This is a genomic window from Kitasatospora sp. NPDC056184, from assembly GCF_042268405.1.
In the GTDB taxonomy this organism is placed as follows: Bacteria; Actinomycetota; Actinomycetes; order Streptomycetales; family Streptomycetaceae; genus Kitasatospora.
Genome location: NZ_JBHJUI010000018.1, coordinates 128,750 through 143,407 on the forward strand (window position 1 = coordinate 128,750; position 14,658 = coordinate 143,407).

The 14,658-nt window shown below is 76.0% G+C and carries 7 protein-coding genes; 3 read left to right on the top strand and 4 right to left on the bottom strand.

Translation table 11 applies throughout. The annotated features are described in order from the left end of the window. Nucleotides 1-215: 215 nt before the first annotated feature. From ACFC0B_RS29675 to ACFC0B_RS29690, 4 genes are all read right to left on the bottom strand, one after another. Entirely contained in the window at nt 216-2,228 is a 2,013-nt protein-coding gene (locus ACFC0B_RS29675; RefSeq protein WP_376092466.1) for an FAD/NAD(P)-binding protein, read from the bottom strand. Nucleotides 2,229-2,383: 155 nt separating this feature from the next. Continuing rightward, entirely contained in the window at nt 2,384-3,355 is a 972-nt protein-coding gene (locus tag ACFC0B_RS29680) for a quinone oxidoreductase (RefSeq protein WP_376092469.1), read from the bottom strand. Continuing rightward, on the bottom strand, nt 3,352-4,401 hold the full coding sequence (locus ACFC0B_RS29685; RefSeq protein WP_376092472.1) for a DMT family transporter: 1,050 nt from the start codon (nt 4,399-4,401) through the stop codon (nt 3,352-3,354). Before ACFC0B_RS29685 ends, ACFC0B_RS29680 begins: the two co-directional genes overlap by 4 nt. A 7-nt stretch (nt 4,402-4,408) precedes the next feature. Then, nucleotides 4,409-5,272 (bottom strand): S-adenosyl-l-methionine hydroxide adenosyltransferase family protein, encoded by an 864-nt coding sequence (locus tag ACFC0B_RS29690; RefSeq protein WP_376092475.1) that lies wholly within the window; start codon nt 5,270-5,272, stop codon nt 4,409-4,411. 867 nt (nt 5,273-6,139) lie between these two features. Here ACFC0B_RS29690 and ACFC0B_RS29695 point away from each other — a divergent pair. The 3 genes from ACFC0B_RS29695 to ACFC0B_RS29705 are packed head-to-tail and all read left to right on the top strand — an operon-like array spanning nt 6,140 to nt 14,536. Next, nucleotides 6,140-12,232, top strand: a complete 6,093-nt coding sequence (locus ACFC0B_RS29695; RefSeq protein ID WP_376092478.1) for a tetratricopeptide repeat protein — start codon at nt 6,140-6,142, stop codon at nt 12,230-12,232. Between the two features lie 4 nt (nt 12,233-12,236). Further along, nucleotides 12,237-13,514 (top strand): CHAT domain-containing protein, encoded by a 1,278-nt coding sequence (locus ACFC0B_RS29700; protein WP_376092481.1) that lies wholly within the window; start codon nt 12,237-12,239, stop codon nt 13,512-13,514. Next, nucleotides 13,511-14,536 (top strand): hypothetical protein, encoded by a 1,026-nt coding sequence (locus tag ACFC0B_RS29705; RefSeq protein ID WP_376092484.1) that lies wholly within the window; start codon nt 13,511-13,513, stop codon nt 14,534-14,536. Before ACFC0B_RS29700 ends, ACFC0B_RS29705 begins: the two co-directional genes overlap by 4 nt. Nucleotides 14,537-14,658 lie beyond the last annotated feature (122 nt).

The following is a 14,658-nucleotide window of genomic DNA, read 5'->3' on the forward strand; positions in this document are numbered from 1 at the left end:
TCCTCCACCGACGCCCCGACGGTAGGCCGGGGGCCCGGCGCCGAATCGGCCCACAGCGCACCGGCACCGGCCCGCCAGCGCACCCCCGTCGACGGCGCCCGGCCGGGGACGGCGAAAGCCCCGGCCGGGCACGGCGAAAGCCCCGGCCCCCTCCGTCGGGGCGGGACGGAGGAGGCCGGGGCAGCGGTCGTCCGGACGGCGTCCGGAGGTCGGCCTCAGCCGGGGCGGACGGGGGTGCGGGGCGCGGCCCGGCGCTGGGCGGGGACCACGGCGACGGCCGGGCGCAGCGGCCGCAGGGCGAGCACGGCGCGGGCGATGGCGTCGGAGTCGCCCAGGATCACCGAGTTGACGCCCGGGCGGATGCCGGCCGCGGTGACCCAGTGCACGGACTCGGTGGGGATCCCGTAGGCGAAGCGGCGCGGGTGCGCCCGCCCCGCCCGGTCCAGCAGCCGGGACGGGCGCTCGGTGACCGCCAGCCCGCCCGTCTCGTAGCCGGGTCCGGCGGCGTCGGGGATCCGGTAGGCGCCGGCCTGGCCGTCGTCGACCAGCCCGCGCAGCAGCCGGTCGCCGGTGCGCCGCAGGTCGGGCTCGGGCAGCCGGGCCTCGACGAGGACGGCGGCGCGCACCGGCGGTGCGTCGATCGCGGGCGAGTGGGCGGTGAAGGCGGGCCGGTCGCCGCGCGGGTCGAGGGCGATCCGGACGTCCGGGCCGAGCAGGTCGACCACCCCGGCCTCGACCAGGGCGCGCAGTTCGTCGATCCGGGAGGCCGGCGGGCCGATGGACAGGAAGGCGTTCAGCGGGGTGTACCAGGACTCCAGGTCGTCGCGGTAGGAGGAGCCCTCGATGCCGCCGTGGTCGACCGCCAGCCGGATCTCGTTGCGCAGGTCGCGCAGCACGTCCAGGGCGGCCTTGAGCGGGCCGCTGAGGTTGCCCGCCCGGGCCTCGCGGACGTCGCGCTCCAGGCGGTCGGTGATCCAGGCGCGGTGCTCCGCGCGGGAGGCGAAGCGCCGCTCGGCGTAGGGGCGGGCCAGCGCCTGCCAGTCCCAGCGCTGCCCGGCGGGGATCCCGTGCCGGTCGAGGACGGCCGCGGCGCGGTCCGCGCCGGGAGCGGCCAGGTACTGCTCGGCCAGCCGCTCGCCGTCCTCCGGGCGGCCGGCGGCCGCGAGCAGGGCGGCGTAGTAGACGGCCTCGACCTCGCGGGCGACCAGCGGCCACAGGTCGCGGACGAAGCGCACCGGCTCGCCGGCGGCGGCCCGCTCGCGCAGCCGGGCCGCGTACGCCTCGGTGAGCAGCCGGGGGTGGTGACGGCCGTGCGCGCCCTTCTCGTTCTCGCCGCGCGCGTGGTACGGGACGCCGCGCCGGGAGCCGGCCAGGATCAGCGGCTCCTGCCCGGAGGGGTGGTAGACCAGCCGGCCGTCGCGTTCGGTGAACCGGCCGCCGCGGCCGCGGGTGAGCAGGGCGAGGTGGTCGAAGAAGTTGAGGCCGAGACCGCGGATCAGGACCGGGCGGCCGGGCAGCAGGGCCGCGAGGTCGAGGTCGGCCGGGTTGGCGGGCGGCACGTGGACGAGGCCGTGCGTGGCGGCGGCCCGGGTCAGGGTGCGTTCGGCGGTGGTCGGGCCGGTCGCCAGGTGGCCGAGCGCCAGCACCACCGCGTCCAGGTCGGCGATCCGGCGGCCGTTGGCGAGCACCAGCACCTGGGCGGAGCCGGGCAGCGGGTCGGCGTCGGTGAGCCGGACGGCGCGGGTGCGGTGCTCGACGATCCGGCAGTGCGCGGGGGCGGCGGCGCGCACCCGGCGGTGGACGTCGCGCAGGTAGCGGCCGTAGAAGGCGCGGGTCGGGTAGGTGTCGGGCGTGAGGGCGCGGGCCTCGGCCCGCACCTGGTCGTCGAACTCGCCCGGAGAGCCCTGCGGGACGGCCGACTTGGCCCACTCGTAGAGGCTGGGGCCCTCCTCGACCGGGCCGTCGATGGTGACGCTCGGGTCGGTGTAGGCGGTGACCTGCGAGGCCACCGTGTTCATCAGCAGCAGCCGGGACTGGTTGGTGCGCCAGACCCGCCCGGCGCCGGGCGGGTAGGGGTCGACGAGGTGGACGGTGAGGGCGGCGGCCGACGGGCGGGCGCGCTCGTTGGCCAGCAGGCGTTCCAGGACGGACAGACCGCGCGGGCCGGCGCCGACCACGGCGATCCGGCGGTGGCGGGCGGTGGTCGGGCCGGGGGAGCGGGGAGCCATGGGTGATGTCCTCCCGTACTGGGCGTTCGGACCTGTCATCGGGGTGACGCCCCGCCGGCGAAGGCGGGATCCGGCGGGGCGTCGGTCGGGCGGTGGTGGCGGCCGGGTCGGGCTGCCACGGGCGCCCAGGGGTTCCTACGCGTGCCTACAAGTGCCTACGGGTGGCGCAGCAGGATCTTGCCGAGGCTCTCGCGGCGCTCCAGCCGGGCGTGGGCGGCGGGGGCGTCGGCGAAGTCGAAGGTGCGGTCGATCCGGGCCCGCAGGGTGCCGTCGAGGAGTCCGGCGAAGAGGTCGCCGGTGCGCGCGGTGAACTCCTCCCGGGTGAGCACGTGGTGGGTGAGGCTCGGCCAGGTCAGCTTCAGCGAGCCCTTCTGGACCAGCGTGAACGGGTCGATCGGGTCGGGCTTGCCGCTGGCCCGCCCGTAGGCGACCAGGGTGCCGCGCGGGCGCAGCGAGTCGAGGCTGTCGAGGAAGGTGTCCTTGCCGACGGAGTCGTAGACGGCGTCGGCGCCCGCGCCGTCGGTGATCCGGCGGACCGCCTCGCGGAAGTTCTCCCGGTCGTAGCGGACGACGCTGTCGGCGCCGAGGCCGAAGACCAGCTCGGCCTTCTCGTCGGTGGAGACGGTGCCGATGACGTGCGCCCCGGCCCGCTTGGCGAACTGGACCAGGAACTGCCCGACCCCGCCGGCGGCGGCGTGCACCACGACCGTCTGGCCCTTGGCGATCGGGTGCGCGTCGTGCGCCAGGTAGTGGGCGGTGAGCCCCTGGAGCATCGCGGCGGCGGCCGTCCCGGAGTCCAGACCGTCCGGCACGGTGGTCGTCAGACGGGCCGGGACGGTGACGAACTCGGCGTAGGAGCCCGGGAATTCGCCGTAGGCGACGCGGTCGCCGACGGCCGGCTCGGTGACGCCGGGGCCGACGGCGTCGACCGTCCCGACGGCGTCCAGGCCCGGGACGAACGGCAGGGCGACGGGGAAGACACCCTGGCGGTGGTAGACGTCGACGTAGTTGACGCCGATGACCTCGGTGCGGATGCGGACCTCGCCGGCCGCGGGCTCGGTCACCGGGATGTCGTCGACCTGGAGCTGCTCGGGGCCGCCGGGGGCGTGGACGCGGATCGCCTTCATGGGGTGGTACCTCGGCTGTTCTGGTAGGCGGGTCGGGGAGTGGAGGGAAGGGGCGGCGGCGGGTTGCCGCCGCCCGGGTCATGGGGCGGCGCCGGCTCCTCGGCCGGCGCCTGGTCGTGGGCCGGTGCCGGTGCCGGTTCGGGCGCCTGGTCGTGAGCCGGTGCCGGTTCGGGCGCGGGGCGGTTGGCGAGCAGTCCGCCGCCGATCATCAGCGCGCCGCCCAGCAGTTGCAGCGGCGTCGGGGCGAGGCCGAGCGCCAGCAGGGCGACGAGCACCGTGAACGCCGGCTCCAGCTGGAGCACGCTCGCCGTCTCCCACGGGCGCAGCCGCTCCAGCGCCAGGTGCAGGGTGACGTAGGCGAGGCAGAAGTTGGTGACGGCCAGCAGGAGTTGGAGGCCGATCGTGCCGGCCGTCGGGTGCCAGCGCAGCCGACCGGGCGCGAGCAGCAGGACCGGCAGCAGCACCACCGCCGCCGGGACCAGCCGCCACAGCGCCAGCTGCAGCGGCGGCACCTTGGCCATCAGCGACTTGGCGGGCAGGAAGGCGAGGCCGGCCAGCACCGCGCCCGCCAGCACCAGCGCGTCGCCGGTGCCGACGGCGGTGAAGCCCGCGCCGGGGTCGCGCAGCACCACCAGCACCCCGCCGCCCAGGGTGACCGCGAGACCGGCCGACTGCCACCCGCGCAGCCGGTCGCCGAGCAGCAGCACCGAGGCCAGGACGGCCGCCGGTCCCTGGAGTTGCATGAGGAAGCCGCCGTTGACCGGGCTGGTCCGGCTCAGCCCGCTGATCACCAGGACCAGCGAGAGGCCGGTGCCGACCACCGAGACGAAGCCCAGCCGGAGCCGGTCCCGCCCGGTCAGGCCGCGCGGGACCAGCGGCCGGCGCTGCGCCGCCAGCCACCCGGCCAGCAGCACGGCACCGATCGACAGGTTGAGTTCGGTGGTCAGCAGCGGGTCGATCTCGCGGGTGACCCGGTTGGCCAGCACGGCGCCGGCGCCGAAGAAGGCGGCGGTCAGCAGTGCGTAGGCGTACCCCTGTGCGCGCACGCTGGGCTCAGCGCGCCTTCACGCGGATCGCGTGCCCGCGCTCCACCCCGTACCGGGCGGCGAAGTCGCCCTGGTTGAGCGCGAGTCCGAGCTGGTCGCGGCTGGCGATGTAGGCGAGCGGCTCGCCCTCGCCGGTCTCGCCGAAGGTGCGGCGCAGCGGGGTGGTGATCCGGGCGTCGCCGATCTCGATCTCCAGCTCGGTGTCGAAGGCGATGCCCCGGGCGTCCAGGAATTCCCGGGTGATGCTCGTCCAGACGTTCCCGTAGTTCTTGTCGAGAATCGCCACCTCGCCGATTATCCAGTCGCCCTCGACGGCCGGCTCGGCGACCTCCAGCAGGGTGATATCGGCGGCCTCGATTTCCTCGCCGATTTCACTGAAAGGTACTCCGTTGGCAATGTGCGCGGCCGCCGAAATCACGATGTCGCGCCCGTAGAACGTCGGGTCGACGACGGGCCGGCGGACCTTCTCGGCGGTGATCCGGCGGACCTCGGCGACGCCCGCCTCCCGGACGATCCGGGTGAGCAGGCCGTTGTTGGGGGCGAAGTAGGTGTGCCCCTGCGGCGTGCGCACCCCGATCGCGTTGTCCTGGACGCCGGTGTGCGGGAAGGTGACGCAGGCGAAGACCGCGTCGGCCGGGAAGTAGCGGAACGAGTCGCGGATGTACAGGCCGGCCTCGTAGATGTCGAACGGCGTGACGTCGTGGGTGACGTCGACGATGTTGGCGTGCGGGGCGATGCTGAGCACCATGCCCTTGCAGATGCCGACGGCGTCGTCGACGAGGCCGAAGTCGGTGAGCAGCCCGACGATCGGCCGGGGCGTGAGCAGGCCCGGGCCGGTCGAGGTGGCGGGGGCGCTGGCGGAAGCGGACATGCTGAACCCTTTCAGGATTACCGAAACGGGGTGGCGTGCATGGCGGTCCGGGATTTTCCGGCGGTGAATCGCCCGGGTAAAGGGCGTTCCAAGCGGCGCGAGATTGAAGTGAGGCTAGCACCCGGTCGGTCGCGAAGAAAGCGTGTGCTGTTGCGGCCGTATGAAGTCGTTTTTAAGAAGCGGAACGATACCGCCCGTTTGCCGGAAATGGTCCGCGCGGCCGGGTTTTCGCACGCGGGCGGAATCGGCGCGGGTGCGGACCGACGTGAACCGACGTGAACGGCCGTGGGCCGCGGCGGCCGCGGCGCCGTGCCGGGCCGGCGGCGCGGCTCGCCGGCGAAGGCGCCGCCGCGGTCCGTGAAATCCCTTGCCGAGACAGGGTCATGACGGAGTGTCGGGCGGATCGGTCGGCCGATTTGCGGGCCGGTGGTGCGGCGTGATTGGCTGCCGCCCGGTCGCTCTCGTGATCATCCCCCGGGAACCCGCTCCGACTCGCCCCGCCCTGGCGGTGGGATGCCCTGACAGGGTCGGCCGAGGGCGCTACGGTGGGCGGTGACGAGAGGGCCGCGCGGGGCCACCGGTCACGGGGGCCCGAAGACCTGCTGGTCGGCGTCCGCACGGGCCGGGAGACCGTGCCCGCGGACGGCCAACCCGCGCGCGGTGGAGGGACGGGCGGCGCTCGTCCGCCTTCGAGCGGGCACGACCAGCGGGCCGAGTGGGGCGGGCGGGTCCGCGCCGGCCGCCCCATTCGGTTGGCACGGCGTACCGGTGTGATCGGCCGAAATCGGGGACAACACGGCTCCGGGCGGTTACGGTCGTCGGGCGGCCGGACAACCTGGGGGGCGGGGCGTTGCGATGAGTCTGTCGATGACGGTGAACGCCCGCCCCGACGCGGGAATGCCGGAGCAGGAGCCCTTCGCCCAGCGCCCCCAGAAGACCTCGCCGGTGGTCGGCGGCGGCAACCCGCACACCGAGCAGCGGACGGTCGTCCTCACCGCCGAGGCGGAGGCGGCCGCCCGGCGCATCGCGGCCCCGCCAGGCTCGCACCGCCTCCCGCCGGGTCCGACCGCCGAACTGGTCGGGCGTACCGAGGCGTTGGAGGCGGTCGGGGCCGCGCTGGCCGGCGGCGGGGGACTCGTCACCCAGGCGACGACCCTGCACGGGCTGGGCGGCGTCGGAAAGACCGCGCTGGCCCTGCACTACGCCTACGCGCACCTGCACGAGTACGACCTGGTGTGGTGGATCACCGCCGAGTCGCCGGAGCAGATCGCCGAGGCCTTCGCCGACCTCGCCGTCCACCTGAACCGGGACTGGGCGCTGGCCGAGTCGCCGAACCGGCAGGTCGAGTGGGCACTGGCCTGGCTCCGCGCGCACGAGCGGTGGCTGCTGGTGTTCGACAACGTCGAGGACCCGGTCCACCTGACGCCCTCCCTGGGCAGGCTGCTCGGACGGGGCCACCAACTGGTCACCAGCCGGCGCGCCGACGGCTGGCACGAGGGCATCGAACCGATCCGCGTCGACGTGCTCGACGCGCCGCTCGCTGCCCGGCTGCTCCACCGGGCCGCCGGGCGGGCGGAGGAGAGCGACGAGGACGAACGCGCCGAGGCCCGCGGCCTGGCCGACGAGCTCGGCCACCTGCCGATCGCCCTCGCCCAGGCCGGCGCCCACATCCGGCAGACCGGGGCGAGCTTCCGCGCCTTCCGCGAACTGCTGCGCACCGTGGCGCCGTCGAGGTCCGGCGCCATGCCGAGCGCCCTCGACACGGTGTCCCGGCTCTGGCGGACGACACTGCGCACCGTCCAGGAGACCGCCCCGTTCGCCGTCGAGCTGCTGCGCACGCTGGCCTGGTACGCCCCGGAGGCGCTGCCGCGCGAGGCGCTGCTGCCCTTCGGCTCCCGGCGCCCGGAGGAGGTGGACGCCGCCCTGGAGGTGCTGGCGGCCTACAGCCTCGTCACCCTGGGCCCGCGCACGGTGGCCGTGCACCGGCTGCTGCGCAGCACGCTGCGGGCCGGCGACGAGGACCGCCGGGTCCGGGCGCGGGCGGAACGCAACCTCGCCGGTGCGGTGGCACGGCTCTGGCCGCAGGCCGACCAGGCCGTGCGGCGGGCGCTGCTGCCGCACGTCCGGGAGCTGGCGGCGGCCGGCCGCACCGCGCCGGACCCCGCCCCGGAGACCGTCGAACTCTACCGGCTGGCCGCGGCGGAGCTCGCCGCACCGGAGCAGCGGGTCCTCGTCATCCCGCTGGTCACGGCGGTCGTCGAGGGACAGCGCCGACTGCTCGGCCCGGACCACCTCGACACGCTCGCCTCCCGGGGCCGGCTCGCCGAACTCCACGCCCGGGTGGGCGACCCGGTCAAGGCCGTGGAGCTGTGCGAAGCGGTGGTGGCCGACCGCTCCCGGGTGCAGGGACCGGACCACCCCGCCGTCCTCGCCGACCGCTTCTCGCTGGCCCACGCCCGGCGGAAGGCCGGCGACCACCGGCGCGCGGTCGAGGAGTTCCGCACGGTGGTGGCGGAGCGGACGCGGGTGCTCGGCGCCACGGACCGGGCGACCCTGGCCGCGCGCGGCGGGCTGGCGTACGCGCTCCAGCTCGCCGGCCACCACCGGGAGGCGGTCCGCGAGTTCGAGCAGCTGCACGCGTGCCTGGCCCAGGAGCTGGGCGCGGACCACGAGGACACCCTGGCCAATCGCAACAGCCTGGCGTACGCCCAGCTCAGCGCGGGTGAGCACCGGCTCGCCCTGGAGCTCTACGCGCAGGCCGTCGCGGACCGGACGCGGGTGCTCGGGGCGGACCACCCCGACACGCTCACCAGCCGGGGCTGGCTGGCCGCCGCCCACGCCGAGGCGGGCGACCACCGGGCGGCGGTCGCCGAGTACACGGCGGTCGTCCGCGACCGCGCGCGGGCCCAGGGCGCGGACCACGCGCAGACCCTGAAGGCCCGGGCCCGGCTGGCGTGGGCACGGGGCGAGGCGGGGTACCGGACCGGCCTGGTGGCCGAGCTGACGGCGCTGCTGGCCGATTTCGCCCGGGTGCTCGGCCCGGACCACCCGGACAACCTCGACGTCCGCTCCGGACTCGCCTGGGCCTGCCGCATGGCCGGTGAGCACGACCGCGCGGTGGCCCTCCACGAGGCCGTGGTCGCGGACCGCCGGCGGATCCAGGGCCCGGACCACCCGGACACTCTGGAGGAGCGCTCGGACCTCGCCCTGGCCCGTCGGTCCGCCGGCGCGCCGGACCAGGAACTGGCGGACCTGGAGCGGCTCGTGGCCGACCGGCTGCGCGTCCAGGGTCCGCACCACCCGGACACCCTGGCGGAGCGCGAGGGCCGGGCCCGCGCGTGCCAGCGGGCCGGCCAGGACGACCGGGCGATCGCGCTGGCCGAGGAACTGGTCGCCGACCGGGCGCAGGAGCAGGGGGCGGACCACCCCTCGACCCTCGACACGCGGTGGACGCTGGCCTGGCTCTGTTCCATCGCGGGCCGGCACGGCCGGGCAACGGCCCTGTTCGAGATCCTGGTCGCCGACCGCACCCGGCTGTACGGCGCCGAGCACCCCGAGACGCTCAATGCGCGGTGGTGGCAGGCCTGGGCGTACCGGCGCGCCGGCGAGCACCCCCGCGCGACCGGTCTCTACGAGGCGCTCTGCGCCGACCGGCGGCGGGTCTCGGGCGCGGAGCACCCCGAAACCCTGTCCGCCCGGGCCGGGTTGGCCTGGGCGTGCAGCGAAGGCGGTGAGTCCGCGAGGGCCGTCGAACTGTACGAGTCCCTGGTGGCCGACCGGGCACGGGTGCAGGGCGCGGGCCATCCCGGGACGCTCGCCACCCACGCGGATCTGGCGTTGGCCCTCAGGACCGCTGGTGAGCACGAGCGTGCCGTGGCGTGCTACCAGGACCTCGTCGAGTACCGCACACGGACGCAGGGGCCGGCTCACCCCGATGTCCTCGACGCGCGGTGGTACCTCGGCCGCGCCCTCCAGGAAGCCGGTCGCCACCTCGACGCCATCGAGCACTACGAGGCGTTGAGCGCCGACCAGACCCGACTGCGCGGCCCCGACCACCCGGACACGCTCGACGCGCGGCTCGGTGTGGCGTCGGCGTGCGGGGCGGCGGGGCAGCGGCGTGTGGTCGGACTCTTCGAGACGCTCGTGGCGGACCGGACCCGGCTCCAAGGGGCCGACCATCCGGCGACGTTGGACGTCAGGGGATGGCTCGCATGGGCTTGCCGCCAGGTCGACGACCACGCTCGGGCGGCGGAGCTGTACGGCCTGCTGGTGGCGGATCGCGAGCGGCTGCAGGGGGCGGACCACCCCGCGACGCTGATCACCCGTTCGGAGCAGGCCCACTCGGCGCGGGAGCAGGGGGAGTACCGGCACGCCGCCGAGCTGTGCGAGCGACTGCTCGACGACTGCACCCGGGTCCTGCCGGCAGGCCACCCCAGGACGCTCCACGCGCGGTGGGCGCTGTCCCGGGCCTGCTCGGGTGCGGGTGACCACCGCCGCGCGAGGGTCCTGCTGGAGGAGTTGGCGGCGGACTGGGAGCGTGCCCGCGGCACCGATCACGAGGAGACGCTGAACGCCCGGTTGTGGCTCGCCCTGGCGTACCGGAGGACCGGTGAGTACGGACGGGCGCTGCGGCTCTACCGGGCCCTGGTCGCGGACCGGACCCGGGTGACGGGCGCCGACCTGCCCGCGACCCTCACCGCGAGGTACGGCCAGGCGTGGGCCTACCAGGACGCCGGTGAACCGGGCCGCGCCGCCGAACTCCACGAGGCGCTCCTGCGGGACCGGATCCGGATCCAGGGGCCCGACCATCCCGACACCTTGGACGAGCGGTCCGGCCTGCTCCGCGCGCTCGTCCTCGCCGGCCGGTTCCGCGAAGCGGTCGCGGGGTACGGGCTCCTGGTGGCGGACCGGATCCGGATCCAGGGGGCCGACGACGGCGACACCCTGAAGGAGCGCTCGGACCAGGCCTGGGCCCTGGGCGAGGCGGGGAGCGACCGCGAGGCGTGGGAGGCCCGCGAGGCGCTGCTCCGCGACCGGACCCGCAGCCAGGGGCCGGAGCATCCCGACACCCTGGCGGCCCGGGCCGCCGTCGCGTACGCCCTCGGGCGCCTCGGCCGGGTCCGCGAGGCGCGGATCGAGCGCGAGGCCCTCGTCGAGGAACGGACCCGGATCCAGGGGCCCGACCATCCCGACACCCTGAGCACGCGCTCCTGGGCGGTGGCCCACTGCCGGGACAGCGGGGACCACCGTGCGGCCGCCGAGCAGTACGACGTCCTGATCGCCGACCGGAGCCGGATCATGGGTCCGGACCACCCCAACACGCTCGTCGAACGCCGCAACCGGGCCTTCGCCCACCGGGTGGCGCGCCGGTCCCGCCACGAGGTGCGCGAGCGCGCGCTCGTGCTGGAGGACACCACGCGGCTGTCCGGGCCGGACCACCCGGACACCCTCGCCGATCGGGCCAACCTGGGGCACGCCCTGCGGCGAGGCTGGGACTACGCCGCGGCCGCCGAGGTCTACGAAGCACTCAGGACCGACCTCGCGCGGCTGCGCGGGGCCGCCCATCGCGACACGCTGGACGCCCTCGACAACATCGCGCTCAACCTGTCCGCCTCCGGGCGGTACCCGGAGGCGGTGGCCCGCTACCGGGAGCTGGTCGCCGCGGCGGAGGGCGCCCTCGGCCCGGAGCACCCGGCCGTCCTGGGGGTCCGTGCGGACCTCGGCAGCGCCCTGCGGGACGCGGGTGAGCACGGGGCGGCGAGGGATGAACTCGTCGTGCTGCTGACCGACTGGGCGCGGGTGCTGGGCCCCGGCCACCCGGGGATCTTCGTCGTCGGGCGCCGCCTCGCCTTCGCGTCCCACCTGTCCGGCGACACCGCGGCGGCCGTGGCCCTGCTGGCCTCCTGGGCCGACCGGGCGGTGCAGGCGTTGGGCGCGGCGCACTACGAGACGGTCAGCACGCGGGCGGCGCACGCCCTGCTTCTGGCCCACGGCGAGCGGCCGTTCGACGGGGTGGTGCTGCTGGAGGTGCTCGCCGAGGAGTGCGTCGAGAGCCGCGGCCCGCGTCACGCGCTGACCCTCGGCATCCGTCAGGACCTGGCGTACGCCCGGCTGCTGGCCGGCGACCACACCGGGGCGGTGCGGATCTACGACGCCCTGGTCGCGGACTCCGGGCTGTGGTCCGGTCCCCCCGTCGCGGGCGCGGCCGCGCTGCTCGCGGCCGGGCACCGGGGGAGCGACGAGCCGAGCGTGGCCGTCGGCTGCCGCCGGACGGGCGACGCCGAGCCGTTCCCGACCCTGGCGGTCGGCCTCGCCCGGGCGCTGTCGGCGGGCGGGCGCGCCGCGGCGGCGCGGGAACTGCTGCTCGCCACCTGCGCGGGACGTGACGCGCTGATGGGACCGGAGCACCCGCGCGCGGTGGAGAGCCGGGCGGCGCTGGCGCGGGTGGAGGCCGGGGAACCCGACACCGGGCCGGTCGCGGCCCTGCCGCCGCGGCCCGCCGCCCCGGCCCTGCCGGCCCGGGCCGGGGCCCCGGACGCCCCCGCCGGTACGGCGCTCACCCCGCGCCCCCGGCCCGAGCCGCCCGCCGTGCCCGCCGCCCCGGTGGTGTGGCGGCCCCGGATCACCCTGCTCGACGAGCCCGAGGTGGGCGTCCCGGCCCGGCTGAGCCTCCGGCTGGAGCCGGACGGCGACCCGGCCGGGGCCGACCCGTCCCGGCTGCCGGAGCTGCACCTGGTCGCCGCGGCGCTCTCCGACGCGGTGATCGAGCCGCCGGTCGCCGACCACCTCCCGTCGGGCGAGCCGGCCGCGTTCGCGCTGACCCCGGCCGTGCCGGGGCGGCACCGGGTCCGGTTCACCGTCTTCGACCGGGGCTTCGGGGTCGCGCTGCAGGACTTGGTGACCGTCGTCGACGTCGCTCCGGCGGCCGTCGGCCAGGACCACGGACAGGAGCAGGAGTAGCCACGTGCCCCGGGACCTCGTCGTCGAGATACGGCAGAACCCCTCCGCCGACTACACGTTGCTGCCGCGCCAGGGCGGTCCCGGCGACCGGCCCGGCGCACGGCGGGCGGAGCCCCTGGACCTGAAGGTCTCCCTGCGGTGTCACGGCGTCGAGGGCCTGGTCCACATGGAGGCCAACCGGGCGGGCGACCGGGGGCCCCTGACCCGCGGTCGCCACGCCTTCCTGGACGTCCGCGCCCCCGAGTTGATCCGGCTGGCCGGCCGGCTGCGCTGGGTCTGGAAGCAGCAGCTGGTCAACTACCCGGTGGTGGACACCGACGGGATGCCGCTGGACTACCCGTTCGCGTCCGCGGTCGACCTGTCCCGGGAGACGGCGCTGGCCCGGAACCGGACGGCGGAACTGGCGGCGGAGGGGCGGCACCTGTTCCGGAGGATGCTCTCGGGCCCCGGCCGCGACCTCGCCGAGCTGCGGGAGTTCCTCACCCGGACGCTCACCGAGGAGGGGCCGCTGCGGGTCAGCTTCGACTCCGACCTCCACCTGCCCTGGCCGATGCTGGCCGCGGGGGACGGCCGGGACGAGCCGTGGCAGGACTTCCTCGGCTACCGGCACCAGATCGAGCAGACCGGGGCCGCCTACGCCAGGATCCAGGCGGAGTCCCCGCCGCGGACCAGGGCGGTGACCAGTCTCAACACGGACAGCACCCTGGAGTCGGTCGGCCGGGCGCCCGAGGTGCGCAAGCTGCTGGAGGAGCGGACGGAGCTGACCGTCCGCACCGAGTCGACGCGCTTCCGGGAGGCCTTCGAAGGGGCGGTGCTCGACGAGGACCTGATGTACTTCTGGTGCCACGGCCAGTTCGTCTCCACCGGGGCCGCCTACGCCCAGCTGACCGTACGGCTCTCCGATCCGATGCACATCGACGCGGAGCTGGTCCGCCGGCTGCGCGAGGACCACCAGGACGTGCCCGAGGCCCTGTTCCGGCCCTTCGTGCTGCTGAACGCCTGCTTCGCCGGGCAGTCGGCCGAGGCCGAGCTGGAGCACCTCGGCCGGGCCCTCGTGGAGCTCGGCGCCAGCGGCGTGCTCGGCCCGCAGATCGAGATCCCGCAGGTGTTCGGGGCGGAGTACGCCTTCGCCTTCCTCGACCAGTACCTGGCGGGGCAGGCCACCGCGGGGGAGATCACCTGGCGGCTGGCCCGCGACTTCGCCGACATCCACCGCAATCCGCTCGCCCTCACCTACTCCCTGCACTGCGGGATCGACAGCATGCTGGAGCTGACGCCGTGACCCATGCCGTGGTGGACCTCGACGAGAACGGCCGGCTGCTCGTACCGGGCACCCGGACGCCGGTGCCGCAGGCGCGGGTGGCCGAGCACCTGGCGCGCCATCTGCGGGTGCCGGAGCGGGCCACCGACCTGTACGTGTACGTGCACGGGTGGCAGACCGGTGCGCAGGCGGCCGGGCGGGCGGCGGAGGCGCTGATCGCGCGGGCCGTCGAGCTGCGGCGGACGGCCCCGACGGCGTACCCGGGGCTGGCGGGGCGCGGGTACCGGCCGTGGTGCGTGGTGGTGCGCTGGCCGTCGTCGAGCCTGCCCTCGCCGGCCGGGTACCGGCGGATCCGGGACCGGGCGCACGCGATGAGCGGGCCCGGGCGCGGGCAGGCGGGGCTGGTGATCGGGCACCTGCTCGGCTACCTGGACGCGGAGCGCGGGCGCCCGGACGCCCCCGAGGTGCTGGCGAACCGGTCGGGCCAGTACCTGCACCTGGTGGGGCACTCGTTCGGCGGCCGCTTCCTGTGCGAGGCGGTGCAGTGGGCGGCGGAGCGGCCGGCCGCGGGGCCGCGGGTGCTGGGGTGGAGCGGGCCGGCGGACCCGGCGCGGCCGTTCACCGTGGACAGCGCGCTGGTCTTCCAGATGGCCGCGCCGAGGGACGCCTTCGACCGGCTGTTCCCGCGGCTGTTCCCGGCGCCGGGGCGGCCGGGGGCGCCGCTGCGCGGGCCGCTGGTGCTGACCCACTCGCGCTGGGACCGGGCCACCGGCTTCTGGCACCTGCGGGCCGAGGGCGCGCCGGGGATCGGGCACTCGGGGGTGGGGACGGCGCCGGTCGGGCAGTACTCGACGGCCCTGCTGGCGACGGACACGCCGTACTCCAAGCAGGTGCTGGACCACCCGATCGTCAACATCGACGCGGGGCGCGTCTTCCGGGGGAGCGTGACGGGGCGCCGGCTGGCTCCGGCGGGCGCGCACTCGGACTTCCAACACCCCGAGTCGGCCCACCTGTTGCTGAGCCTGGCGGCCTTCTCCCGCTGAGCCCCCGGGGGGCGTTATCGTCCGATTGCCCGATTCGGCGGGTGTCATCATCTGATGATCACTTGTCGGCCGGGGTTGCGACGCCCCCCGTACCGCCCCGTCCAGTCCAATCCCCTCCGTAC